Source organism: Halomonas sp. HNIBRBA4712 (genome assembly GCF_043558675.1).
Lineage (GTDB): Bacteria > Pseudomonadota > Gammaproteobacteria > Pseudomonadales > Halomonadaceae > Vreelandella.
The window spans coordinates 373,485-396,609 of the sequence record NZ_JBIFXR010000003.1 but is presented as its reverse complement, the minus strand read 5'-3'; the positions used below and the strand labels follow the sequence as shown (position 1 = coordinate 396,609).

At 64.5% G+C, this 23,125-nt stretch carries 21 protein-coding genes; 13 read left to right on the top strand and 8 right to left on the bottom strand.

Going from position 1 to position 23,125, the window contains the following annotated elements; translation table 11 throughout:
- Positions 1-3 precede the first annotated feature (3 nt).
- Positions 4-2,040, top strand: coding sequence for an NAD-dependent DNA ligase LigA (gene ligA / locus ACGK9R_RS09050; RefSeq protein WP_394580406.1), 2,037 nt, complete (start codon positions 4-6; stop codon positions 2,038-2,040).
- Entirely contained in the window at positions 2,037-2,312 is a 276-nt protein-coding gene (locus tag ACGK9R_RS09045) for a YheU family protein (RefSeq protein ID WP_394580404.1), read from the top strand. Before ligA ends, ACGK9R_RS09045 begins: the two co-directional genes overlap by 4 nt.
- Here the strand turns inward: ACGK9R_RS09045 and mnmC are convergent.
- Positions 2,309-4,324, bottom strand: a complete 2,016-nt coding sequence (mnmC, locus tag ACGK9R_RS09040; RefSeq protein ID WP_394580402.1) for a bifunctional tRNA (5-methylaminomethyl-2-thiouridine)(34)-methyltransferase MnmD/FAD-dependent 5-carboxymethylaminomethyl-2-thiouridine(34) oxidoreductase MnmC — start codon at positions 4,322-4,324, stop codon at positions 2,309-2,311. The two genes, ACGK9R_RS09045 and mnmC, sit on opposite strands and share 4 nt — an antisense overlap.
- 182 nt (positions 4,325-4,506) lie before the next feature.
- Positions 4,507-4,806, bottom strand: coding sequence for a YciI family protein (locus ACGK9R_RS09035; RefSeq protein WP_394580401.1), 300 nt, complete (start codon positions 4,804-4,806; stop codon positions 4,507-4,509).
- Positions 4,807-4,993: 187 nt separating this feature from the next.
- Here ACGK9R_RS09035 and ACGK9R_RS09030 point away from each other — a divergent pair, with 187 nt between their 5' ends.
- The 3 genes from ACGK9R_RS09030 to ACGK9R_RS09020 all read left to right on the top strand — a co-directional run bounded on the left by ACGK9R_RS09030 (position 4,994) and on the right by ACGK9R_RS09020 (position 7,549).
- Positions 4,994-5,926, top strand: coding sequence for a PHP domain-containing protein (locus ACGK9R_RS09030; RefSeq protein ID WP_394580399.1), 933 nt, complete (start codon positions 4,994-4,996; stop codon positions 5,924-5,926).
- Between the two features lie 68 nt (positions 5,927-5,994).
- A complete protein-coding gene (locus ACGK9R_RS09025; protein WP_394580397.1) occupies positions 5,995-6,618 on the top strand; it encodes an L-threonylcarbamoyladenylate synthase in 624 nt (207 codons plus the stop codon).
- Between the two features lie 154 nt (positions 6,619-6,772).
- Positions 6,773-7,549, top strand: a complete 777-nt coding sequence (locus ACGK9R_RS09020) for a 5'-nucleotidase, lipoprotein e(P4) family (protein WP_394580395.1) — start codon at positions 6,773-6,775, stop codon at positions 7,547-7,549.
- Between the two features lie 69 nt (positions 7,550-7,618).
- Here the strand turns inward: ACGK9R_RS09020 and ACGK9R_RS09015 are convergent, their stop codons facing one another.
- Entirely contained in the window at positions 7,619-8,551 is a 933-nt protein-coding gene (locus ACGK9R_RS09015) for an ion transporter (protein ID WP_394580393.1), read from the bottom strand.
- A gap of 28 nt (positions 8,552-8,579) precedes the next feature.
- Positions 8,580-9,458, bottom strand: a complete 879-nt coding sequence (locus ACGK9R_RS09010) for a CYTH domain-containing protein (RefSeq protein WP_394580391.1) — start codon at positions 9,456-9,458, stop codon at positions 8,580-8,582.
- Between the two features lie 137 nt (positions 9,459-9,595).
- Here ACGK9R_RS09010 and ACGK9R_RS09005 point away from each other — a divergent pair, with 137 nt between their 5' ends.
- The 6 genes from ACGK9R_RS09005 (at position 9,596) to ACGK9R_RS08980 (ending at position 17,172) form a co-directional block, all read left to right on the top strand.
- A complete protein-coding gene (locus tag ACGK9R_RS09005) occupies positions 9,596-10,276 on the top strand; it encodes a TIGR00153 family protein (protein WP_394580389.1) in 681 nt (226 codons plus the stop codon).
- A 9-nt stretch (positions 10,277-10,285) separates the two neighbouring features.
- Complete coding sequence (locus ACGK9R_RS09000) at positions 10,286-11,551, top strand: inorganic phosphate transporter (protein ID WP_394580387.1); 1,266 nt, start codon at positions 10,286-10,288, stop codon at positions 11,549-11,551.
- 144 nt (positions 11,552-11,695) lie between these two features.
- Positions 11,696-13,009 (top strand): amino-acid N-acetyltransferase, encoded by a 1,314-nt coding sequence (gene argA, locus ACGK9R_RS08995; protein WP_394580385.1) that lies wholly within the window; start codon positions 11,696-11,698, stop codon positions 13,007-13,009.
- Between the two features lie 97 nt (positions 13,010-13,106).
- Positions 13,107-15,305, top strand: coding sequence for an OsmC domain/YcaO domain-containing protein (locus ACGK9R_RS08990; RefSeq protein ID WP_394580383.1), 2,199 nt, complete (start codon positions 13,107-13,109; stop codon positions 15,303-15,305).
- Between the two features lie 20 nt (positions 15,306-15,325).
- Positions 15,326-16,525, top strand: coding sequence for a serine hydrolase domain-containing protein (locus ACGK9R_RS08985; RefSeq protein ID WP_394580381.1), 1,200 nt, complete (start codon positions 15,326-15,328; stop codon positions 16,523-16,525).
- A 50-nt stretch (positions 16,526-16,575) separates the two neighbouring features.
- Entirely contained in the window at positions 16,576-17,172 is a 597-nt protein-coding gene (locus tag ACGK9R_RS08980; RefSeq protein ID WP_394580379.1) for a GNAT family N-acetyltransferase, read from the top strand.
- A 12-nt stretch (positions 17,173-17,184) separates the two neighbouring features.
- Here ACGK9R_RS08980 and ACGK9R_RS08975 read toward each other — a convergent pair whose 3' ends face one another.
- From ACGK9R_RS08975 to ACGK9R_RS08960, 4 genes are all read right to left on the bottom strand, one after another.
- Complete coding sequence (locus tag ACGK9R_RS08975; RefSeq protein ID WP_394580377.1) at positions 17,185-17,730, bottom strand: cysteine hydrolase family protein; 546 nt, start codon at positions 17,728-17,730, stop codon at positions 17,185-17,187.
- 41 nt (positions 17,731-17,771) lie between these two features.
- The gene (locus tag ACGK9R_RS08970) at positions 17,772-18,698 is read right to left on the bottom strand and encodes a lysine exporter LysO family protein (protein WP_394580375.1); all 927 of its coding nucleotides are present in this window, start codon (positions 18,696-18,698) and stop codon (positions 17,772-17,774) included.
- 15 nt (positions 18,699-18,713) lie between these two features.
- Entirely contained in the window at positions 18,714-19,409 is a 696-nt protein-coding gene (locus ACGK9R_RS08965; protein WP_394580373.1) for a hypothetical protein, read from the bottom strand.
- A 237-nt stretch (positions 19,410-19,646) separates the two neighbouring features.
- Positions 19,647-20,582: a 2-hydroxyacid dehydrogenase gene (locus ACGK9R_RS08960; RefSeq protein WP_394580371.1), complete on the bottom strand. Its 936-nt coding sequence runs from the start codon at positions 20,580-20,582 to the stop codon at positions 19,647-19,649.
- A gap of 127 nt (positions 20,583-20,709) precedes the next feature.
- Between ACGK9R_RS08960 and ACGK9R_RS08955 the strand changes: the two genes are divergently transcribed.
- Together ACGK9R_RS08955 and doeA are read left to right on the top strand one after the other, a co-directional pair.
- Complete coding sequence (locus ACGK9R_RS08955) at positions 20,710-21,717, top strand: DNA topoisomerase IB (protein WP_394580369.1); 1,008 nt, start codon at positions 20,710-20,712, stop codon at positions 21,715-21,717.
- Positions 21,718-21,892: 175 nt separating this feature from the next.
- The gene (doeA, locus tag ACGK9R_RS08950) at positions 21,893-23,092 is read left to right on the top strand and encodes an ectoine hydrolase DoeA (protein ID WP_394580367.1); all 1,200 of its coding nucleotides are present in this window, start codon (positions 21,893-21,895) and stop codon (positions 23,090-23,092) included.
- Positions 23,093-23,125: the final 33 nt, after the last annotated feature.

Here is a 23,125-nt window from a genome sequence, read left to right as displayed (position 1 = left end):
TGCATGAGCAAGCCTTCCTCTCGCGTGCTCGAAGAGCTCGCCACCCTTCGCGCCGAGCTCGACGACGCCAACCACCGCTACTACGTGCTCGACGAGCCCGCACTCACCGATGCCGATTACGACCGCAAGCTCCAGGCGCTTAAGGAGATCGAAGCGGAGCACCCTGAGCTCGTCACCCCGGAGTCGCCCACCCAGCGCGTCGGCGCGGCGCCGGCACAGGGCTTTCCCGCGGTGGCTCACGCCATTCCGATGCTGTCGCTGGATAACGCTTTTGATCGTGACGGTATCTTCGCCTTCGCCGAGCGCGTGGCCGAACGCCTCGAGTGCTCGGCCAGCGAGATCGAATTCAGCTGCGAGCCCAAGCTCGACGGCGCCGCGGTGTCGCTGGTGTTCGAGCAGGGCGTGTTGACCAGCGGCGCGACCCGCGGCGACGGGCGCACCGGCGAAGGCATCACCTCGAACCTGCGCACGCTGCGCTCGATACCGCTCAAGCTGCGCGGCAAAAAGGTGCCCAAGCTTCTGGAGGTGCGCGGCGAAGTGATCATGCGCCACGAAGGCTTCGAAGCGCTCAACGAGCGCGCCCGAGAAGAAGAGGGGCGGGTGTTCGCCAACCCGCGCAACGCCGCCGCCGGAAGCCTTCGTCAGCTCGACCCGCGCGTGACTGCCAGGCGCCCGCTGGAGTTTCACGCCTACCAGGTGGCGCGGCTGGAGCCGGATGGCGGCGACACCAGCCACAGCGCGCTGATGAATAGGCTCAAGACGCTCGGCTTTCGTTCGAGCAGCGAGCTCGAGACGATTACCGGCCCGGAGGCGGTGGCGGATTACTGCGACGCGCTCGGCGAGAAGCGTTTGAATCTAGGCTTTGATATCGACGGCGTGGTGATCAAGGTCAACGACCTGCGCGCCCAGCGCGAGCTCGGCTTCGTGGCCCGCGCGCCGCGCTGGGCGGTGGCGTTCAAGTTCCCCGCCCAGGAGGAGATCACCACGCTCAATGACGTCGAGTTCCAGGTCGGGCGCACCGGCGCCATCACCCCGGTCGCCAGGCTTTCGCCGGTTTCCGTGGCCGGGGTCACCGTCTCCAACGCCACGCTGCACAACGCCGACGAGATCGAACGCCTTGGCGTGATGATCGGCGACACCGTGGCGATCCGCCGAGCCGGGGATGTGATCCCCCAGGTGGTGCGCGTCGATACCGAAAAACGCCCGAGTGATGCGCGTGCAATCGAATTTCCCACCGCCTGCCCGGCCTGCGGCTCTGACATCGAGCGCATCGAAGGCGAAGCGGTAGCGCGCTGCTCCGGCGGGCTTTTCTGCCCCGCCCAGCGCAAGGAGGCGCTCAAGCATTTCGCTAGCCGCAAGGCGCTGGATGTGGATGGGCTGGGCGAAAAAATCATCGATCAGCTCGTCGAGCGCGACTGGGTCGAGACCCCGGCGGATCTGTTCGCGCTCACCGCCGAGCGGCTTTGCGAGCTCGAACGCATGGGAGCGAAATCGTCGCAGAACCTGGTCGAGGCGCTGGAGAGCGCGAAAAACACCACCTTCGCGCGCTTCATCTACGCTCTCGGCATTCGCGAGGTGGGGGAGGCGACCGCCGCCAACCTGGCGCGCCACTTCGGCACGCGCGAGGCGCTCATGGCCGCCGACCAGGCCGCGCTCGAAGCGGTCAACGACGTTGGCCCGGTGGTCGCCGCCCACGTTCATACGTTTTTCCAGCAGCCGCGCAACCAGGCGACCATCACCGCGCTGATCGACGCCGGCGTCACCTGGGTGGAGGCCGAGGTCAAGCGCGGGCCGACGCCCCTCGAGGGCCAGACCTGGGTGCTCACCGGCAGCCTCGAGACCATGACCCGCGACGAGGGCAAGGCGCGCCTCCAGGCGCTGGGGGCGAAGGTCGCCGGCAGCGTGTCGAAAAAAACCGCCTGCGTGGTTGCGGGCGAAGCGGCGGGCAGCAAGCTCGCCAGGGCCGAAGAGCTCGGCGTCGAGGTGCTCGACGAAGCCGCTTTCATCGACAAACTCAAGCAATGGGAGCAGGGCGAATGAGCCGATTCATCGAAGTGCCGGCGCGCATGCTGCCGCCGGAAACCCTGAACGCGCTGCTCGAGGCCTTCGTCACCCGCCAGGGCTACGACACCACCGACACCAGCGGAGACGGTATGCACGGCTGGGTGGTCGAGCTCAAACGCCAGCTCGAGCGCGGCGAACTGCTGATCGCCCACGACATCGAGCTCGAGCAAACCGAGGTGATGACGCTTGCCCAGTGGCGCGCCTTCGGCCGCGATCTTGCCGACGACGAGGAGGAGGGCGATTACTAGCCGCGCGGTTTGGCCGACTCGGCGCGAATCAGCGCGCTGATCAGCCGCCGGCCCGGGTGCAGGTGATCGGCGATCGCGCCTTCGACGGGCAGCGGCTCATCGAGCATTCGCGAGGCGATCACCTCGGCGCACAGCGGGGCGCTGGCGAGCCCGCGGCTGCCGTGGGCCGCCGAGACCCAGAGGCCCGCGTGATGCGCGCCGGGAATCGAAGCCACCCGGGAGGCATCTTTTGAGAGCGCTGCGTAATCGCGCTGCCAGGCCTCTGCGTTGGGCACCGGCCCGGCGTAGGGCGTCTTGTCCGGGCTCGCCGCGCGTACCGCGGCGCGGCCGGTGAGCTTGGCTGGCGTCAGCGGCCCGCTTGCGCGCTCGAGCTCGTCGACCCACTCGGGAAGCGCCGCTCGAAGCTCATCGATATTGCGCTGGTGCTCCGCCTCACGCAGATCATTCGTTGCATCGTTGGGCACGAAGCTCGCGCCGAAGGTAAGCACGCCGTCAAGCGGTGGCGCCACGTAGCCGCCGGCGCAGACCACGCACTCGGGCGCACGCACGCCGTCGGGCAGCGTCAATGCGCTCACCTGGCCGCGCACCGGCTGGAAGGCAAGTGTTCGGGTCTGGGTAAAATCGCTTGCCTGGCGGGCGCAGGCGATGACCACCTGGTCCGCCTCCATGGCGGAGTTATCCCCAAGCGCCAGGCGCCAGCCCGACGTCTGTGCCTCTAGCCCGGTGACCTCGGCCTTTTCCAGCGTGATGCGCGGGTGGGCGAGTAGCGCTCGGCAGAGCGTCGCCGGGCGCACCCAGCCCGCCTGGGGGTAGTAAAGCGCGTGTTCGGTATGGCCCGCCACGTCGGCAAGCGCCTCAAGCGACCCCTGGTGCGCTCGCACCACCGCCTCGCCGAGCGGGTGGCGGGTGAGAAAGCGGCGCTGGCGGCTCGCTTCTCTTTCATTGGGGGCGAGCTGCACCACGCCGCAGGGCGACCAGAACGCCTCGCTTCCATCGAGTCCGCCAAGCCAGCGCGCGCTGTATAAAAGCCCGGCGAGATAAAAGCGGCTCTGGTCGTTGGTTTCGGCGGCGAGCTTGACGTAGAGCGCGCCCTGGCGGTTGCCCGAGGCCCCGGCGCCGGGTGCTTCGCGCTCGAGCACGGTCACGTTCACCCCGCGCCGGGCGAGTGCGGCCGCCGCGCACGCCCCGGCAAGTCCTGCGCCGATCACCGCGACCTGACGGGCGAGCCGCGGCGTCGGGGGCGTGAACCAGGGCGTGAGGCGGCGGCGGTGATCAGCCGGCGGCTCAATGATTTCGCCGGCGAGCATCTCGCGCTTGCGCCCGAACCCCGGCACCTTTCTGATCGAAAAGCCCGCCGCCTTCAACCCGCGCTTGACGACGCCTGCGCAGGTGAAGGTGGCGAAGGTTGCCCCGGGGCGCGAGCGTTCCGCCATCGCCTCGAACAGCGCCGGCTGCCACATCGCCTGGTTTTTCGAAGGCGCGAAGCCGTCGAGAAACCAGGCGTCGACCTGGCCGTCGAGCAGCGCCAGGCGCTCGGTGGTGTCGCCCAGATGCAGATCCAGCGTCACCCGCTCGCTCAGGTGCAGCCGGTGAATGCCGGCCACCGGCGCCGGCCACAGCGCGCAGAGCGTCTGCGCGTAGCGGGCAAGCGACGGCCAGGCGTTTAGCGCGCGGGAGAGCGCCTCGATTGGCATTGGATACTTCTCTGTGGATAACAGGTGCAGGCGCGCCTCGGGGGCTGCGTGCTGCTCGAAGCAGGCCCAGGCGCTGAGCACGTTGAGCCCGGTGCCGAACCCCGTTTCGCCGATCACGAAAGCTCGCGGCTCGCGCCAGGCGGCAAAGCGTTCCGGCAGCCGGTTGGCGTTCACAAAGACGTGTTCGGTTTCGGCGCGGCCATCCTCGCGCGAGAAGTAGACGTCGCCGAAGGCGTCGGAGTGCGGCGCGTCGCTCTCCCAGGTGAGCGACGGGGCGGTCAGGGCCTCAAGAGGCGGCAGGGTGGGGCGCTTGCTCACGCGGTCATCTCGTGGTGTTGGCGGTGGGTGATAAACGGTTAAAAAATGATCAATTCGTCAGCGCGGGCGCACACTCTCGCTTTGAGAAAAGCGTCCGCCGTGTTTGCACAGAGTTTTCCACAGCCTCTGTGCAAAAACCGGCGCCGCCGCACAGCGGCGAATGAAAATCAAGCCGCGTGCGATCAGGGCAGCACTTTCTTGAACGGCTTCACCTTGACCTTGGCGTAGACACCGGCGTCGACGTAGGGGTCGCTGTCCGCCCAGGCCTGGGCGTCGTCGAGGCTTGCGAACTCGGCGACCACCAGGCTTCCGCTAAAGCCGGTGTCGCCGGGGGTTTCGCTGTCGATCGCCGGATGGGGGCCGGCGAGCACCAGGCGGGCTTCGTCGCGCAGCGCCTCGAGCCGGGCGAGGTGGGCCGGGCGCGCCTTCATGCGCTGCTCGAGGCTGTCTGAGACGTCTTCACTGATGATGGCGTAGAGCATGGGGAGATCCTTGACGTGGAAAGCGGGGCCGGCGCGGGCCGTTGACCGGCCAGGTGGATGCGCGCACTATAGCGCGCTTGCAAGCCGCTCCGGGGCGGCGCCGGGCGTCAGCGCTCGAGCGTTGCGGCACGGCTACTTATACGTGAAGCCCCCCATTCTGACAAACTCCCCAACCGACGTCATGCCCATGCTCCGACTCCCCGTTACCGTGCTGCCCGAGACCTTCGACGCCGACCGCGGCTACCCGGTGGATCTGCACATGCACTCCACCGCCTCCGACGGTACGCTCTCGCCCACCGAGCTGGTCGCGCTCTGCGCCCGCCGCGAGCTTTCCTGTATCGCGCTGACCGACCACGACACCATGGACGGCGTCGACGAGGCCGCTCGCGCCGCCGAATACGAAGGGCTCACGCTGGTCGCGGGCTGCGAGCTCTCGACCCGCTGGCAGGGCATCAACATTCACGTGGTCGCGCTGATGCCCGGCGGCGCGCGTGGGGCGCTGGCCGAGGGGCTCAAGGCGCAGCGCCAGGCGCGTATTCAGCGCGCCGAGGTGATCGCCGAGCGGCTCGAAAAGGCCGGGCTCAAGGACGCGCTGGCCAAGGCGCGCCACCAGGCCGGAAGCGACCGCCCGCTGGGGCGCCCGGACTTTGCCAAGGCGCTTGTCGCGGACGGGCTGGTGCCGGACTGGGCCAGCGCCTTCAAGCGCTATCTGGGCAGCGGCAAGAAGGGCGACGTGAAGGCGCACTGGCCGGAGATCGGCGAGGCCGTGGGCTGGGTAGTGGCCTCCGGCGGGGTAGCGGCGATCGCCCACCCCTTGCGCTATGGGCTGACGCGGCGTAAGCGCGGGCTGTTGATGGATGACTTCTGCGCCGCCGGCGGCCAGGCCGCGGAGCTGGTCAGCGGCCAGCAGAATGCGGACAGCAGCCGCGATCTCGCCCGCCAGCTCGACGAGCGCGGGCTCTACGCCTCGCTGGGTAGCGACTTTCACTTCCCCGGCAGCCACGCAGCCCCGGGCAGCATGAGCGTGATTCCGCGCACCGCCGCACGGCCGATCTGGCAGCACCCGAGGCTGGCTCATCTGGGCGATGCGCCGGCGGGGCTGCTCGGCATCGGCGCGTAAGCCGGCCAACCTGGCTATTCTTCAGGAAGACCGCCCAGGCGGCGACGTATTCGCAACAGGAGGCAGCGATGAGCCAGTACTTTCAGATCCATCCGGAAAACCCGCAAAAACGCTTGATCGAGCAGGCCGTGGCGATCGTTCGCCAGGGCGGCGTGGTGGCATACCCCACCGACTCCGGCTACGCCCTGGGCTGCCACCTGGGGGAAAAGAAAGCGATCGAGAAGATCAAGTGGCTGCGCTCGCTCGACGACAAGCACAACTTCACCCTGGTGTGTTCGGATCTGTCCGAAATCGGCACCTACGCCAAGGTCGATAACGCCGTGTTCCGCCTTTTGAAGGCGCACACGCCGGGGCCCTACACTTACATTCTGGAAGCCACCACCGAGGTGCCAAGGCTCCTGTTGCACCCCAAGCGCCGCTCGATCGGCGTGCGCGTGCCGGATCACCGCATTACCCACGCCCTGCTTCACGCGCTCGGCGAGCCCTTGATGAGCGTCACGCTGATCCCGGTGGGTGAGGAGCTTCCGATGAGCGACCCGGAGGAGATCCGCGAGCGCTTCGGCGCCCATCTCGATTTGATCATCGACGGCGGCGCCTGCCACCTGGACCCGACCAGCGTGATCGATCTTCGAAAGCTTCCGCCCACCATCGTACGCGAAGGCCGCGGCGATACTGCGCCTTTCCAGAGCTGAAAGCGAAGCACTGCCGCCACGCCCGATCATCGAGGCGTGGCTTTTTATTGTTTGAGTGTTTAATAAAAATAAAATACGATGGTTTCATGCTCTTTCAATAACGCTGCGTTATTGATTTATCCGTGTGATGGCACGTTCAAAAAAGGAAGTGTGAATGAATCGCAACGTCAATCGTTTTGCGCTGAGTGCGCTGATTCTCGGGGTCGGTGGAGTGATGTCGGCAGGTGCGATGGCTCAGGAGTCTTCCAGCGAGCAGGCCTGTGAGCTCGACCAGTACGCCATGGGGCTTCGCTACCATCAGCAGTCCGCCGAAGTGGCGGCGCTTCAACGCCAGGGGTATGCGCTGGCGACCTACCGTTTGAAAGACCGCCTCGCCGAGCGCGATGACGAGACGCCGCTGGCGATCATTACCGATCTCGACGAAACCGTGATCGACAACAGCGCGCTGCTGGTACGCGACATGCAGGCGTGCCACGACTTCACGAGTTGGGACACCTGGAAGCATTGGGAGCGTGAGGGTGAGCCGCGACTGATCCCCGGCGCCAAGGAGTTCCTCGAGTTCGCCGACGAGCAGGACGTGGCGATCTTCTACGTGTCGGACCGCTATGAAGAGAACAAGGCCGCCACGCTCGACACCTTGAACGCGCTGGCGCTGCCCCAGGTGTCCGATGAGCACGTGTTGCTGTTGGGCCCGCCGAAAAGCGAGCGTCGCCAGCAGGTCACCGATGACTACACGCTGGTGATGCAGTTGGGCGATACGCTGCACGACTTCTCTGAGCTGTTCACTTCCGAGCTCGACGAGCAGCGCCGTCAGGTCGAGGAGAACGCCGAGCGTTTTGGCGATGACTGGATCATGTTCCCCAACGCCACCTACGGCAGCTGGAGCGACGCCGAGCTGGACGCTTGGCAGGCACCGTTCGAAGAGCAGTGATGAAAACGCCGCGATACGCAGAAGGCCGCCCACTGGGCGGCCTTCTGCGTCGATCAAAAGCATGTGGCTTTATGAGTCGTCTTCGCGGCGCTGCTCGTCTCTCTTCTTCTCTTTCTCGTCTTCCTTCTCCTGCGCCTCTTTGCGTTTCTCCTCGCGCGGGTCGTCGCTGAACTCGTCGAGCCAGGTGCCGCAACGCAGGCAGTAGCGGGCGTCCTTTTCGTGGCGATCATAACCGCAGCCGGGGCAGGCTTCGTCGGAGTAGCGATCTTCGCGAATCGAGCGCAGTACCTGAGCGGAGAACACCCCGGTGGGCACCGCGATCACCGAGTAGCCCAGAAGCATCAGAATCACCGTGATCGATTTGCCCAGCGGGGTGACGGGGACGATATCGCCGTAACCCACCGTGGTCATGCTCACGATCGCCCAGTAGATCGAGATCGGGATGCTGGTAAAGCCCGCCTCTTCGGACTCGATGGTGTACATCAGCGCGGCGAACAGCGTCACTACCATCAAAATGCTGCTGAAAAAGAGCAGAATCTGGCGCGAGCTGCGTTTGAGCGCCTCGAGCAGCATGTGCCCTTCGCCGACGAACTCCATCATCCGCAGAATGCGAAAGATACGCAGCACCCGCAAAAGGCGCACGATCACCAGCCCGTGAGCGCCAGGTACCAGCAGCACCAGCCAAGCGGGAAGAATGGCGATCATGTCCACCACACCGTAGAAGCTCTTGAGGTAGGAGAGCGGCCGGTCGAGACAGTAAAGGCGTACCAGCAGCTCGATGCTGAACAGGACCGTGATCGTCCACTCGATATAGAGAAACAGCTCCCCGTAAGGCTGAGCGATGCTCTCGACGCTGCCGAGGATGATGAGCGACACGCTGGTCAGAATGGCGATGATCAGCGCCAGGTCGAAGGCCTTGGCGCCGGGCGTGTCGGACTCGAAAATGATATGAAAAAGCTGCGAGCGCAGGCCTTCCGGGCCCGGCGCGAGGGGAAAACTCATGGCATCGTCCTTTTGCTGGCTAGCTGGTTCAGCTTAGCGCGCTTTGCAGGGCCAGGCGATGCGCCAGGCTCAGCGCGTTGTAGCCAAAGGAGATCGTCAGGCGCTGGTCGTCGAGGGCGCGGTAGAGCGCCGCCGCCGTCGGGCGCAGCGTCTCATCGAGGGCCGAATGCTCGGCCAGCGTCTTGTAGGCGTGCTCGGCGTGCTCGAAATAGGCGCGCTCGCCGCTGTCGTTGAACGCATCGAGGGCCACCGTGGCGCGGTGAAGCCACTCGCCGGGCGTGGTGGCCTCGGGCAGCGCCCACGCCTTCTGGCCCAGCGCGTTTCCCCGAGCGGCCTTGCTCGAATCGCTCGGGCGCAGCGGCGTCTGGGCCGACAGCGACAGCGCCAGCGACCAGAGCGCCTGGGGGGAGCCGCTCTTCAGCTCGAGCTCGACTTCACAGATGGTGGCTCGGGCGCCCTGGCACTCGATCTCGCCTTCGTCGAGCACCAGCTCGATTCGGCTGTCGCTCCAGTCGATCAGCCAGCTGCGCCGCTCGAAGTCGGTGCGCAGGTGGGGAGACAGGGCGGCTATCGTACTGCTCAGCTCGCCTTCGAAAGGGGGGAGCGCCTTGAGCGAATCGAGATCCAGCTCTCCCTTGACCGGCCACTCCCACTCGCTGCGCGTCGACAGCCCGCCGCCGCCGTGGCCCCGGGTCTTGACCGTTTGCAGCGTGGCGGCGCCTATCTTGCGCAGGCGCAGGGCGATGCCGGCGCTGGCGAGCGCACCGTCTGGCGTATCGTAATAGGTGTTGGCCAGGTGCGACCGGGTCGGGGCGGCGCCAAGGGCCGGGTAGCTCAAAAGCGCGGCGATAGACGTTGAAGGCAGCGCTAGCTTGAGCTCTACTTCAACCGGGGCGTGGTCTTTCATGACAATGGCTACCTTGACGTTGTGAAGATGGCGTTAAATTTTGATGACATTTATGAACTTTTCATGACGGCGGCGAGCGCACTCTTTATACTGGCGCCCGCTATTTCCAGGCTTTCGAACAAAGGCTCATAAGCTTTATGGCTACCAGCAATCCTTTTTCAGCGATGTTCGGCCGCTCGCCATTCCACCCGTTGCTGGCGCACATCGTCAAGGCCAACGAGTGCGCCGACCAGCTGCTGCCGTTTTTCGAGGCGACGCTCATTGGCGACTGGGACAAGGCCGCCGAGCTTCGCGAGAACGTGACCCAGCTCGAGCACGACGCCGATGTCCTCAAGACCGAACTTCGCCTGAACCTGCCCAATACGCTCTTTCTGCCGGTCTCGCGCACGGACCTGCTCGACCTGATCAGCGTGCAGGACAAGATCGCCAACAAGGTACGCGACATCACCGGCATCATGATGGGGCGCAAGATGCGGGTGCCGGACGAGTTGGCCGAGCTGATGCGCGATTACATCGTGACCAGCGTGGCCTGCGTGGGCCACGCCCGCCAGGCGCTGGAGGAGCTCAAGGAGCTGCTCGAGTCCGGCTTTGGGCGCACGGTATCGGACGTGATGCGCAACATGATTCGCGAGCTGCACAACTTCGAACATCAGGCGGACGATCAACAGGTCGCCATCCGCCGTCGCCTTTTCGAACTCGAAAGCCAACTGCCGCCGGTGGACGTGATCTTTCTTTACAAGATCATCGAGTGGATCGGCGAGCTTTCCGATCGCGCCGAGCGCGTGGGTAGCCGACTCCAGATTTTGACTGCGCGCTAAGGGGGCGTCATGCAGATTATTGCCCAGCACGGCGAGGTGTTCATCATCCTCGCCTGTTTGTTCGGCTTTTTCATGGCCTGGGGGGTGGGGGCCAACGACGTCGCCAACGCCATGGGTACCTCGGTGGGGTCGAAGGCGATCACCATCAAGCAGGCGATCATCATCGCGGTGATTTTCGAATTCCTCGGCGCCTGGCTTGCCGGCGGTGAGGTCACCGCGACCATTCGCGGCGGCATTCTCGACCCGGCCCTGCTGGCCGCGCATCCGGAGCTTCTGGTGTACGGCATGCTTTCGGCGCTGCTGGCGGCGGGGCTCTGGCTCATGGTTGCCTCCTCACGGGGCTGGCCGGTGTCCACTACCCACTCGGTGGTCGGCGCGATCGTCGGTTTCGGCGCCGTGGGTCTCGGGGTGGACGCGGTGGACTGGGGAAGCGTTGGCACCATCGCCTCGAGCTGGCTGGTGTCGCCGCTTCTGGCCGGCACCATCGCTTTCGTGCTGTTCAAGTCGGTGCATCACCTGATTTTCGAAAACAGCGACCCCTTCGTCGCCGCCAAGCGCTACGTGCCGGGCTACGTCTTTCTGGTCGGTTTCATCGTCTCGATGGTCACCCTGATCAAGGGGCTTTCCCACGTGGGGCTCGACTTGAGTTTTGGCCAGAGCTTCGTGCTTTCGCTGGTGCTGGGGCTTGCCATCACCGGGCTTGGGGTGGTCATGCTGCGCCGGATCAAGTACGAAAAAGCGGCCAGCGACCACTTCGGCTACGCCAACGTCGAGCGGGTCTTCGGCGTGCTGATGGTGTTCACCGCCTGTGCCATGGCCTTCGCCCACGGCTCCAACGACGTGGCCAACGCCGTTGGCCCGCTCGCCGCGGTGATCGGCGTGGTGCAGAGCGAAGGCATGATCGACAGCGCCTCGCTGGTGCCCTGGTGGGTGCTGATTCTGGGCGGCGGCGGTATCGTCTTCGGTCTGGTCACCTACGGCCACAAGGTGATCGCCACCGTCGGTACCGGCATCACCGAGCTCACGCCGAGCCGCGGCTTCGCCGCGACGCTGGCCGCCGCCACCACGGTGGTGCTCGCCTCGGGTACGGGTCTGCCGATCTCGACCACTCACACGCTGGTCGGCGCGGTGCTTGGCGTGGGCCTGGCCCGCGGTATGGCGGCACTGAATTTGCGCGTCATCGGCACCATCGTGATGTCCTGGCTGATCACGCTGCCGGCGGGGGCGGGGTTGGCGATTCTGTTTTTCTTCATGTTCAAGGGCATGTTCGGCTAACGCCGGCGTGCGCTGACAACGCGGCACCGTTTTGCTGGTCGTTCGAGCAAAGCGGTGCCGCTTTTTTTGGCGCTGTTTTTTCAGGCTCTGGTAAAGTAGCCGGTCTACCTACGCTTTCACTCACCTGCGCCGGAGAGCGGCCCCTTGGATACACGCTTCCCCTTTGTCGACTGGTTTCGCAACGCCTCCCCGTACATCAACGCCCACCGGGGGCGAACCTTCGTCGTACTGATCGAGGGCGACGCTCTGGCGGCGGGGCGCGGCGAGCAGCTGGTACAGGATCTGGCGCTGTTGCATACCCTGGGCGTTCGGCTGGTGGTGGTGTTCGGCGTGCGCCCGCAGGTGCAAAGCGCGCTGACCGAGGCCGGTATCGAGCCGATCCGGGTCGAGGGGCGCTGGGTGGCGGACCGCGCGGTGATGGCTCAGGTCGAGCGGGTTGCCTCGCACCAGCGGCTTTGGCTCGAAGCGAGGCTCTCGCTTGCGCTGCCCAACTCGCCGCTTCACGGCGTCGAGCTGAGCGTGGTCTCGGGTAATCTGGTGACTGCCAAGCCTTTCGGCGTGCGCGAAGGGGTCGACTTCGACCACAGCGGCGAGGTGCGCCGGGTGCGCGCGGCGGCGATCGAGGAACTGCTCGCTCAGGGGTCGCTGGTTCTTTTGCCGCCGCTCGGCTTTTCCAGCACAGGTGAGGTGTTCGATCTGGATGCGGCGGACGTCGCTCACCACGCCGCCGTCGCGCTCAAGGCGGACAAGCTGATTCTGCTCGGCGATTCCGAAGGGCTCGAGGATGAGCAGGGTGCGCTTTTGCGCCAGCTCACTCCCGCCGAGGCAGAGCCGCGGCTTGCGCGCGCCGAGCCGGGCTCGGAGCTTGCCCGTCACCTGAGTGCGGCCTGCGCCGCCGCGCGCCACGGCGTGGCGCGCACCCACCTTCTATGCTGGCGCGACCCGGATGCGCTGTTGGGCGAGCTTTTCACTCGCGACGGCGTCGGCACCATGATCACCGAGCACCGCTACGAGCAGCTTCGATCGGCCACGCTCAGCGATATCGGCGGTCTACTGGAGCTTCTGGAGCCGCTGGAGCGTCGCGGCATGCTGGTGGCGCGCTCTCGCGAGCGCCTGGAGCACGAGATCGACGACTATCTGGTGATCGAGCGCGACGGCATGGTGATCGGCTGCGCGGCGCTGCACGGCTTTGCCGACAGCGCCATCGGCGAGCTCGCCTGCGTGGCGGTGCACGAAAACTACCGCGGCGGCGAGCGCGGCGAGCGCCTGGCCGGGGCCATCGAGCAGCGCGCGCGCAAGCTGAACTTCACGGCGCTGTTCGTGCTCACCACCCATACCGCCCACTGGTTCGTCGAGCGCGGCTTTCAGCCGGCGAGCCTGGAGGCGCTACCGCCGCTCAAGCGCGACGCCTACAACCACGCGCGCAAGTCCAGGGTGTTGATCAAGACGCTAGGGTGAGACAGGCAAGACGCGCCGGGTCAAAAGCTGGATAATGGGCGCATCGCCCGATGCCTTTGAAAGAGCAGGGCACACTCATCGATCCGGACGTCTCTCCATGGAAATCAAGGTCAACTACCTCGACAATTTACGCCTCGAGGCGAAGTTCGACGACTTCAGCGTCGTCTCCGATCAGCCGATTCGCTACAAGGGCGATGGCTCCGCCCCCGGGCCGTTTGATTATTTTCTGGCTTCCTCGGCGATGTGCGCGGCGTACTTCGTCAAGGTGTACTGCAACGCGCGCAACATCCCGACCGACAACATTCGGCTTTCCCAGAACAACATCGTCGACCCGGAGAACCGCTACAAGCAGATCTTCAAGATCCAGGTCGAGCTGCCCGAGGATATCTCGGAGAAGGACCGCGAAGGCATGCTGCGCTCCATCGACCGCTGCACGGTGAAAAAGGTCGTGCAGACCGGCCCGGAATTTCAGATCGAGGTGGTCGAGAACATCGACGAGGACGCCCAGGCGCTCTTGATGGGCGCGCCGGAAGGCAGTGAAACCTTCATCGAAGGCAAGGATGCGCCGCTGGAGCAGACGATCGCCACCATGAGCGGCATCCTCGCGGATCTCGGCATGAAGATCGAGATCGCCTCCTGGCGCAATATCGTGCCCCACGTCTGGTCGCTGCACATTCGCGATGCCGCCTCGCCGATGTGCTTCACCAACGGCAAGGGCGCGACCAAGGAGAGCGCGCTCTGCTCGGCGCTTGGCGAGTTCATCGAGCGGCTGTCATGCAACTTCTTCTACAACGACCAGTACTTCGGTGAGGAGATCGCGGACAGCGACTTCGTTCACTACCCCAATGAAAAGTGGTTCCAGCCCGGCCCTGATGACGCGCTGCCCGAGGAGATTCTCGACGCCCACACCCGGGCGATCTACAACCCGGAAGGCGAGCTTGCCGGCTCTCACCTTTATGACACCAACTCCGGGCGCGTGGATCGCGGTATCGTGTCGCTGCCGTTTACCCGCCAAAGCGACGGTGAGACGGTCTACTTCCCGTCGAACCTGATCGAGAATCTCTTTCTGAGCAACGGCATGAGCGCGGGCAATACCCTGGCGGAAGCCCAGGTACAGTGTCTGTCCGAGATTTTCGAGCGCGCGGTCAAGCGCGACATCCTCGAGCAGGAGCTTTCGCTTCCGGACGTCCCCCAGGAGGTGATTGCGAAGTACCCGAGCATTGTCGAGGGCATCAAGGCGCTGGAGGCCCAGGGCTTTCCGGTGCTGGTCAAGGATGCCTCGATGGGCGGGCAGTTCCCGGTGATGTGTGTAACGCTCATGAACCCGCGCACCGGCGGCGTGTTCGCCTCCTTCGGCGCGCATCCGAGCTTCGAGGTGGCGCTCGAACGTAGCCTCACCGAACTCTTGCAGGGCAGAAGCTTCGAGGGCTTGAACGATTTGCCGCTGCCGACCTTCAACTCCCAGACCCTGGCCGAGCCCAACAACTTCGTCGAGCACTTCATCGATTCGGTGGGCGTGGTCTCCTGGCGCTTTTTCAGCGCCCGCTCGAACTTCGAGTTCGTCGAGTGGGACTTCACTGATGAGGGGCGCAAGAGCTCTCAACAGGAGGCCGAGACGCTGTTCGGCATCTTCGCCGAGCTCGACGCCGAGGTGTACATGGCCGTCCACGAGGACCTCGGTGCGCCGGTGTGCCGCATTCTGGTGCCGGGCTACTCCGAGGTGTACCCGATCGAGGATCTGATCTGGGACAACACCAATAAGGCGCTCGACTACCGCGACGACATTCTCAACCTCCACGCCCTTGACGATGAGGCGCTGACGGCGCTGGTCGAGCGCCTGGAAGAGAGCCAGATGGACGATCACGCCGACATCATCACGCTGATCGGTATCGAGTTCGACGAGAACACCGTCTGGGGCCAGCTCACCATTCTCGAGCTCAAACTTTTGATCTTTCTGGCACTCGGCCGGCTCGACGAGGCGCTGGACTGCGTCGAGATGTTCCTGCAGTACAACGACAACACCGTCGAGCGCGGGCTCTTCTACCAAGCGGTACAGGCGGTGCTGGAGATCGAACTCGACGACGAACTGGAGCTCGACGACTACCTGCCAAACTTCACCCGCATGTTCGGCGAGAAGCGCATGGCGGCGGTGGTCGGCTCCGTCGAAGGCTCCGTACGCTTTTACGGGCTTACGCCCACCAATACGCAGCTCGACGGTCTGGAGCGCCACCAGCGCCTGATCGAGAGCTACAAGAAACTTCACGCCGCGCGCGCTATCAAAGCGGGTCTTGCGTGATCGAACCCAGAGAGGCCGATATGACCCCGACGCTGCTGAATACTTCGCTGATCGCCACCGCTCTGACGCTGGCGCCACACGTAGCCCTTGCCCAGAGCTCCGAGCAGAGCCAGTCAGAGGTGCGCAAGCTCTACAGTGGCCGGATGATGCCCGACGAGCAGGTCGAGCTCTCCCGCCACATCGACCGGCTCTTCCCGACTCGTACGGTCAAGGCCGCGGCCGAGCCGCATCGGTTTGGCCAGCGCGACGCCTCGCTCGAGGATTTCTCGCTGACTCATGACGGCGTGACCTACGATATTTTCGACTTCATGGCGCTCAACCGGGTGAGCGGGCTGATGGCGGTGCACGACAACGACGTGGTGTTCGAGCAGTACGCCCTGGGCAACACCGCTGACACGCCCTGGATGTCGATGTCGATCGCCAAGTCGGTCTCCTCGACGCTGATCGGCGCCGCGCTCAAGGACGGCTATATCGAAAGCCTCGATGACGCCGTCAGCACCTACGTGCCGGCGCTCGAAGGCAGCGTTTATGATGACGTTAGCGTCGAGCAGATTCTCATGATGGCCTCCGGCGTGGCCTGGGACGAAACCTACGCCGATCCGGACTCCGATCGCCGCCAGATGCTCGAGCTTCAGCTCGAACAGCGCCCGGGCGCGATTATCGAGTTCATGGGCGGGCTCGAACGCGCCGCCGAACCCGGTACGGTATGGAACTACAGCACCGGCGAAACCCAGCTTCTCTCGGCGATCATCAACGGTGCGGTGGGCAAGAGCGCCTCCGAGTATCTCTCCGAGAAGATCTGGGCCGGTTACGGCATGGAAACCGATGCGAAGTGGTGGCTCGACGGCGAGGATGGTCAGGAGATCGGCGGCAGCGGGCTCTTGATCACGCTCAGGGACTACGCGCGCTTTGGCCAGTTCGTGCTCGAGGAGCAGCGCGCGCCGAACGTGCTGCCGGAAGGCTGGGTGACGGAGTCAGCTCGGCCCCACGAGATCGGCGGCGAGGAAATCGAGTACGGCTACTCCTGGTGGCCGGAAGGCGACAACGCCTTCTCGGCGGTGGGGATCTTCGGCCAGTGGGTGTTCATCGACCCGGACAACGACATGGTGATTGCCATGACCGGCGCCCAGCCCAAGGCGGAAGCCTTCGAGATCGTGCCGGTCACCGAGTTCTTCCACGCGCTGAGCGACCACCTGGCCGCCAGCGACGCCGAGCGTTAGACGGCCGCAACCCGGTCGCGCAGGCAAGGCCCACCCGCCAGGAGGTAGCAATGTTTATTCAGGAACAGCAACTCGAGGGCCAGCACGTGCGACTGGAGCCCTTGAACGCCGGGCATATCGAGGCGCTGGCAGAGGCGGTGCGCGATGGGGAAGGGTGGGCGCTCTGGTACGCCAGCGTCCCGCATCCGGATGACATGGCCGCCTACGTGGAGCGGGCGATGGAAGAGGCCAGTCGCGGTCACCTGGCCTACGCCGTGCGCCACCTGGCCAGCGGTGACATCGTCGGCACCACGCGGTTTTACGCCGTCGATGCCGCCAATCGCCGGGCGATGATTGGCTACACCTGGTACGCCGAGCGCGTGCGCGGCACCGCGGTGAACGCCGAGTGCAAGCTCTTGATGCTGTCGAATCTGTTCGAGGCCTCCCGGGCGGTGGCCTGCGAGTTTCGCACCCACTTCTTCAACCGCGCCTCCCGCGCGGCGATCGAAGCGCTGGGCGCGAAGCAGGACGGCATCCTGCGCGCCCACCAGATTCTGAGTGATGGCTCGCTGCGCGACACCGTGGTCTACTCGATCATCGAATCCGAGTGGCCGGCGGTGCGCGCCAACCTTCAAGCCAAACTGGCGCGTTTTGCCAGTCACTCCTGACACTATTGAAGGCTAGATCACCCGTGCACCCAGCACGTTCTCGAAGTGCGAAAGCGCCCAGGCGTGACCGGCCTGGTCGAAGCTCGCCACCGCGTCACGGTGCACGACGATTTGAAAGCCCTTGTTGTAGGCATCCACGGCGGTGTGCAGCACGCAGATATCGGTGCACACCCCTACCAGATGCACTTCAGTGATGCCGCGCTCGCGCAGCCTGGTTTCGAGATTGGTGCCGTGAAAGGCGCTATAGCGGCTCTTGTCGGTGTAGTAGACGTTGGCCGCACCCTGGATGGCGTGATAATACGCCTGGAGCTCGCCAAAAAGCGCCCGGCCTTTGGTGCCTTCGATATTGTGGGGCGGGAAGAGCCTGGTTTCCGGATGGAAGGGATCGTTTTGCGTATGCCGGTCGATGGCAAAGACGACGAAATCACCGGCTTCGACAAACGTTTTGGTTAGTGTCAGCAGGGCGTCATGAATAGCCTGGCCCGGCGCACCGCAGGTGAGGCTGCCGTCATCGGCGACGAAGTCGTTCGTGTAGTCGATGTTGATCAGTGCTTTCATGTTGGCCCCGCTGGTAGTGGTCTGGATGCGCCTGACACTATCTAAAGCGAGAGAAAGAACAAAATCAACGGCGGCGACAGAAGCGACAGCAGAAAGCCGCTGACTACCGCCACCGGCACGCAGGCGACGCCGCCGTGCTGCTGGATCACCGGCAGGGTGAAGTCCATCGAGGTGGCGCCGCCGTAGCCAATGGCGAGTGCGGCGTGACGGCGAATGACCAGCGGAATCAGAATGAAGGCCAAAAGCTCACGTGCGAGGTCGTTGAAAAACGCCACACCGCCGAGTAGCGGACCGAGCTGATCGCCGATCAGAATCGCCGAGAGCGAGTACCAGCCAAAGCCTGCGGCCATGGCGAGCCCTTGGGTAAGCGTCAGCGACAAGAGCGGCGCGGCGACCAACCCGGCCAGTAGCGAACTGGCCGCCAATGTGAGCGCGATGGCGAGACCCAGCCGGTTGAGCAGAATCTGTTTGAGCCCCATGCCGGAGTTGCGCAGCTGGCAGCCGATCAGCGCGAGCAGTGCGTAAAGCGCCCATTCGGCCAGCGTATCCGCCGTGGCAAACATTCCCCGCCCCACAAACGGGGCCAGTAACGCGCCAACCACGACGCCGATGACAACCGTGAGCATCAGCATGAGCGAGCCCTGGAGCGCGGCGAGCTTGCTGGTCGGGGCGTTCTCGAGCGCTGGCGAGGCGCCCGCCTTGAGCGCGAGTCGCCGCGAGAGCCAGCCCAGCGCTGCCAGGTTGAACACCGCCGTAATGGCGAACAGGATCAGGGCGCTGCCGCCCAGTCGCGCGAGCTGACCGGTCAAGTTCTCGAGGCCGGCCAGGCCCACGCCCATCAAGAACAAAATCAGATACACCGAGGCGCTGACGGCACGGTTGATACCTTCCAGAAGCGAAGGCTGGCGCAGACGTACGAGATACCCCAGCAGCAGGGGTAATAAAACGATCAGTAAACCGGTGAGCATCGATGAAAGGGCGCTTTAACCTGGGTTGAACTGGGTCAACGTGATGGTGGTATCCCGACGGCCATCCTTGAAGTACTCCGCCGAGAGAAGCAGCCCGGGCCACTCGGGGTGGAAGCTGATCTCCAGGTGCCGGTCGGGTTTTTCGACATCCTGGAGCGTGACGCTTTTGGATTCGAAGCGCCCGGCGGGCGTAGTGACGGTGGTCGTCGGGTTCGTGTAGTACTGAAACTGCTCGTCGCGCCCGCGATGATCGAGAAAAACGATATCGCAAGGGGCGCTTTCGGTACACTGCTCGTGGCCCGCGCGGCGGGAAAGATCGAACAGCGCCGCCTGGCGGTCCAGCGCCGAAAGCTCGTTTTCGTCCAGCTGGTAGCTGTCGCCGATCCCGAACAGCGAGTAGCTGCTCGAGTAGTAGAGCGAGCGCGTTTGATCATCCTCGAGGGCGAAGCGGCTGCGCTCCTCTCCCTTGGCCACCGCCACGGAAAACCGCATGCTGCTGAGCCAGTGAAGGCCCTCCTGAGCGAGCGTATGGCGCACCGTGGCACCGGGCCAGCCGCGCACTTCCAGCCGGTAACTCGCCTCGAACGGGCGCGGCGCTTCGAGCTCCGGGGTGTCGGCAGCGGCTTTGCCGGCGCCGCCCAGGGTTAAAAGCCCAATAAAAAGCGCGCCGATTGGCGCCAGGGCAGTGGTTGGCTTGTTGATGCAGGGCACAGGCTCTTCTCCTTTTCGATACGTCACCTTGAGAGCCTCGAGGCCGCCCATTCGTTCATCCGTTTGAATGACGCTTGACCAGGGTCTGTCTGAAAAGTCGGTGAGCGAAGACAAGACAAGGCAAAAATTGGCGAAGAAGCGGAGTTTACACCGTGTAAATGAGCATTCTGATCGGACTCGCGCACGAGCCAATATTTAACGCCGTATTGTCGAGCGCAGGCACTTTGCAGACAGAGCCTAGTAGCCCTCGTCCGGATTGACCGTCTCAAGCGCCTCGTTGGCCTCGAAGGCGTGGACGTAGGAGATCACCTGGTCGATGGCGTCCGCCAGCGGCGTGGGGGCGGCCATGTGGGGGGTGATGATAACACGCGGGTGGCGCCAAAGGGGGCTCTCAGTGGGCAGCGGCTCGCGTTCGAACACGTCCAGCAGCGCGCCGCGCAAATGACCAGGCGCGCTGCCATCGCCGAGTGCCTCTAAAAGCGCCGCTTCGTCGATCAGGCTGCCGCGGCCGGGGTTGATCACGCTGGCGCCCTGAGGAAGGCGCGCCAGCCGCTCGGCATCGAGAATGTGCCGAGTCGCCGCGGTATCCGGCAAAATGGTCACCACGCACTGCACCTGGCCCAAAAGCTCATCGAGCCCGGCGTCGCCGTGCAGGCATCGAATGTCGCGGAGTTCCTTGGGCGAGCGGCTCCAGCCCAGCACCGGGAACCCTGCCTGGTAAAGCGCGCTTGCGACCGCGCGGCCAATGGCGCCAAGCCCCAGTACGCCCACCGGCCACTGCGACTTTTCCACCACTTCGTGCGGCTGCCACTGCGCATCCGGCTGCTGAAGACGGTAATGATCCAGGCTGCGGTAGAAGTGCAGCACGCCGTAGAGCACGTAGTCCGCCATCAGCTCGCCCATGCCGGCATCGCGCAGTTTGACGATCGGTACATCCTTTGGGCGCTCGGGCGTTGCCAAAAGATGATCCACCCCGGCGCCCAGGTTGATGATGCCCTTGAGCGCGGTCTGCTCGGCCAACAGATGCCCCGGGGCTTTCCAAACGGCGAGATAGTCGGCGCCCTGGCGCTCTTTGGCAGGCGCGGCGCTTGTGAGTACCGTGGCGTCAGGGAGCGCCTCGGAAAGGGCGGTTTGCCACTGCTCGGCCTGATCGGTGTGGACCACTATCTTCATGACGGCTCCCGTGAATCGCATGTTGTAGGTTACCGGCTATCATGGGTTAAGTAGGGCGAGCGCTGCAAGGACGCCGCCACTCGAGGCCGCTTCTCAAGGCCGTCATTCATGGAGAAAGGAGATCACCATGACTACCCGCCAGGCCCGCGTGGTGACGCGAAAGCGCAGCGGCAAGGGCTTTACCTATAAAACCGCAGACGGTGAGACGCTCAAGGACGAGAAGTGGCGGGCCTGGATCAAGTCACTTGCGATTCCGCCGGCCTGGCGCGACGTCGAGATCACGCTCGACAAGCGCCACCACATTTACGCCACCGGGCGCGACGACGCCGGGCGCAAGCAGTACGTCTACAACCCCAAATGGCGCGAAAAGCGCGAGGCGAAGAAATTCGACCGCATGATCGCTTTCGCTCAAAAGCTCACGCCGATGCGCCGGGTCACCGGCCAGCATCTGCTTCTTGAGGGCTTGCCGCGCGAAAAGGTGCTGGCCTGCATGGTGCGCCTGATCGATAGCGCCTACTTTCGCCCTGGCAGCGAGCGCTACCGGGAGCAAAACGACTCCTACGGGCTCACCACCATGCGCTCGAAGCACCTGACCATCGACGGCGACGAGCTGATCTTCGACTACCGCGGCAAGAGCGGTCAGGACCAGCACCGGGTGGTGGAGGATGCCAGGCTTGCAAGCGTGGTGGCGGAGCTCGACGAGACGCCGGGCTACGAGATCTTCAAGTACTTCGACGAGAACGGCGACAAGGTGCGCGTCGACAGTCATGATCTCAACGACTACATCCACGAAGTGATGGGGGATGCGTTCAGCGCCAAGGATTTCAGGACCTGGGCGGGCACCTCGATCGCTGCGCTGGCCCTCGAGGAGCTGGGCGTCGACGACGACGAGAAAGTCAGCGAGAAGAACGTGCGCGAGGCCGTCGAGCGGGTGGCGAAATCGCTTGGCAACACGCCGAGCATCGCCAAAGCGAGCTATATCGACCCGCGGGTGGTGGAGAGCTATCTCGACGGTCAAACGCTCGAGAACTTTCGCCAACTGGTAGAGGTGGAGCTCGAGCAGGAGGATCTGACCGGCCCGGACGAGCGCGCCGTGCTCGAGCTTTTGAAAAGCCGACTCAAGCGCAAGAGGTAGCACGTATGCGGGTAAAGGTGCGGCGGCGCTTAAGCGAGTTTTGCAAAAGGCTTTGACCAACTGGCAAGGGTGGGTGCTAGTATCGGCTGAAGACGACAACGGCGGCGCTCACGCGGCCTGTCGCTGCCCTGGCCCAGCACGCTGGATTTAGCGATCTTGAGAAACGAGTTGCTCGATGAATGAGGTTTCCCTGCCGTTCACCCGCGAAGAGTACGCCAGCCGCCTCTGGAAGGTGCGCGCTGAAATGGCCGGCCGCGGTATCGACGTACTGATCGTCAGCGACCCTTCCAACATGGCCTGGCTGACCGGCTACGATGGCTGGTCGTTCTACGTTCACCAGTGCGTGCTGGTGGGCCTCGAAGGCGAGCCGGTCTGGTTCGGGCGGCGCATGGACGCCAACGGGGCGCTGCGCACCTGCTGGATCGACCCGGAAAACATCACCTACTACCCCGACTACTACGTGCAGAACCCCGACATGCACCCGATGGAGTATCTGGCGCAGTCGATTCTGCCTGGGCGCGGTTGGCACACCGGGGTGGTGGGCATGGAGATGGACAACTACTACTTCTCCGCCAAGGCCTATCAGAGCCTTCTGCGCGAGCTGCCCCACGCCCGCTTCATGGACGCCAACTCGCTGGTCAACTGGTGCCGGGCGATCAAGTCGCCCCGGGAGATCGAGTATCTGCGCGTGGCCGGCAGGATCGTCGAGGGCATGCACTCGCGCATTCTCGAAGTGATTGAGCCGGGCCTGCCCAAGAGCAAGCTGGTCTCCGAGATCTACCGCGTTGGCATCGAGGGCTTCGTCGACGAAAACGGGCAGGTGTTCGGCGGCGACTACCCGGCGATCGTGCCCATGCTGCCCACCGGCAAGGACGCCGCTGCCCCGCACCTGACCTGGGACGACACGCCGTTCAAGAAGGGCGAGGGCACGTTTTTCGAGATCGCCGGGGTGTTCAAGCGCTACCACGCGCCGCTGTCGCGCACGGTGTTTTTGGGTACGCCGCCGACGGACTTCATTCGTGCCGAATCCGCGCTGCTCGAAGGCATCGAAAACGGTCTGGCGGTGGCCAAACCCGGCAACCGCACCGCGGATATCGCCATGGCCCTGGGCGCGGCGATGGACAAGTACGGTTTCGATCGCGGCGGCGCCCGCTGCGGCTACTCCATCGGGCTCTCCTACCCGCCGGACTGGGGCGAGCGCACCATGAGCTTGCGCCCCTCGGACGAAACGATTTTAAAGCCCGGCATGGTGTTCCATTTCATGCCCGGACTCTGGGTCGACGAGTGGGGCCTGGAGATCACCGAGAGCATTTTGATCACCGACGACGGCTGCGAGACGCTGGCGAATTTTCCGCGCCAGCTGTTCGTCAAGTAACGACCGCGCCGCAAGACTCGACCAAGGATACGT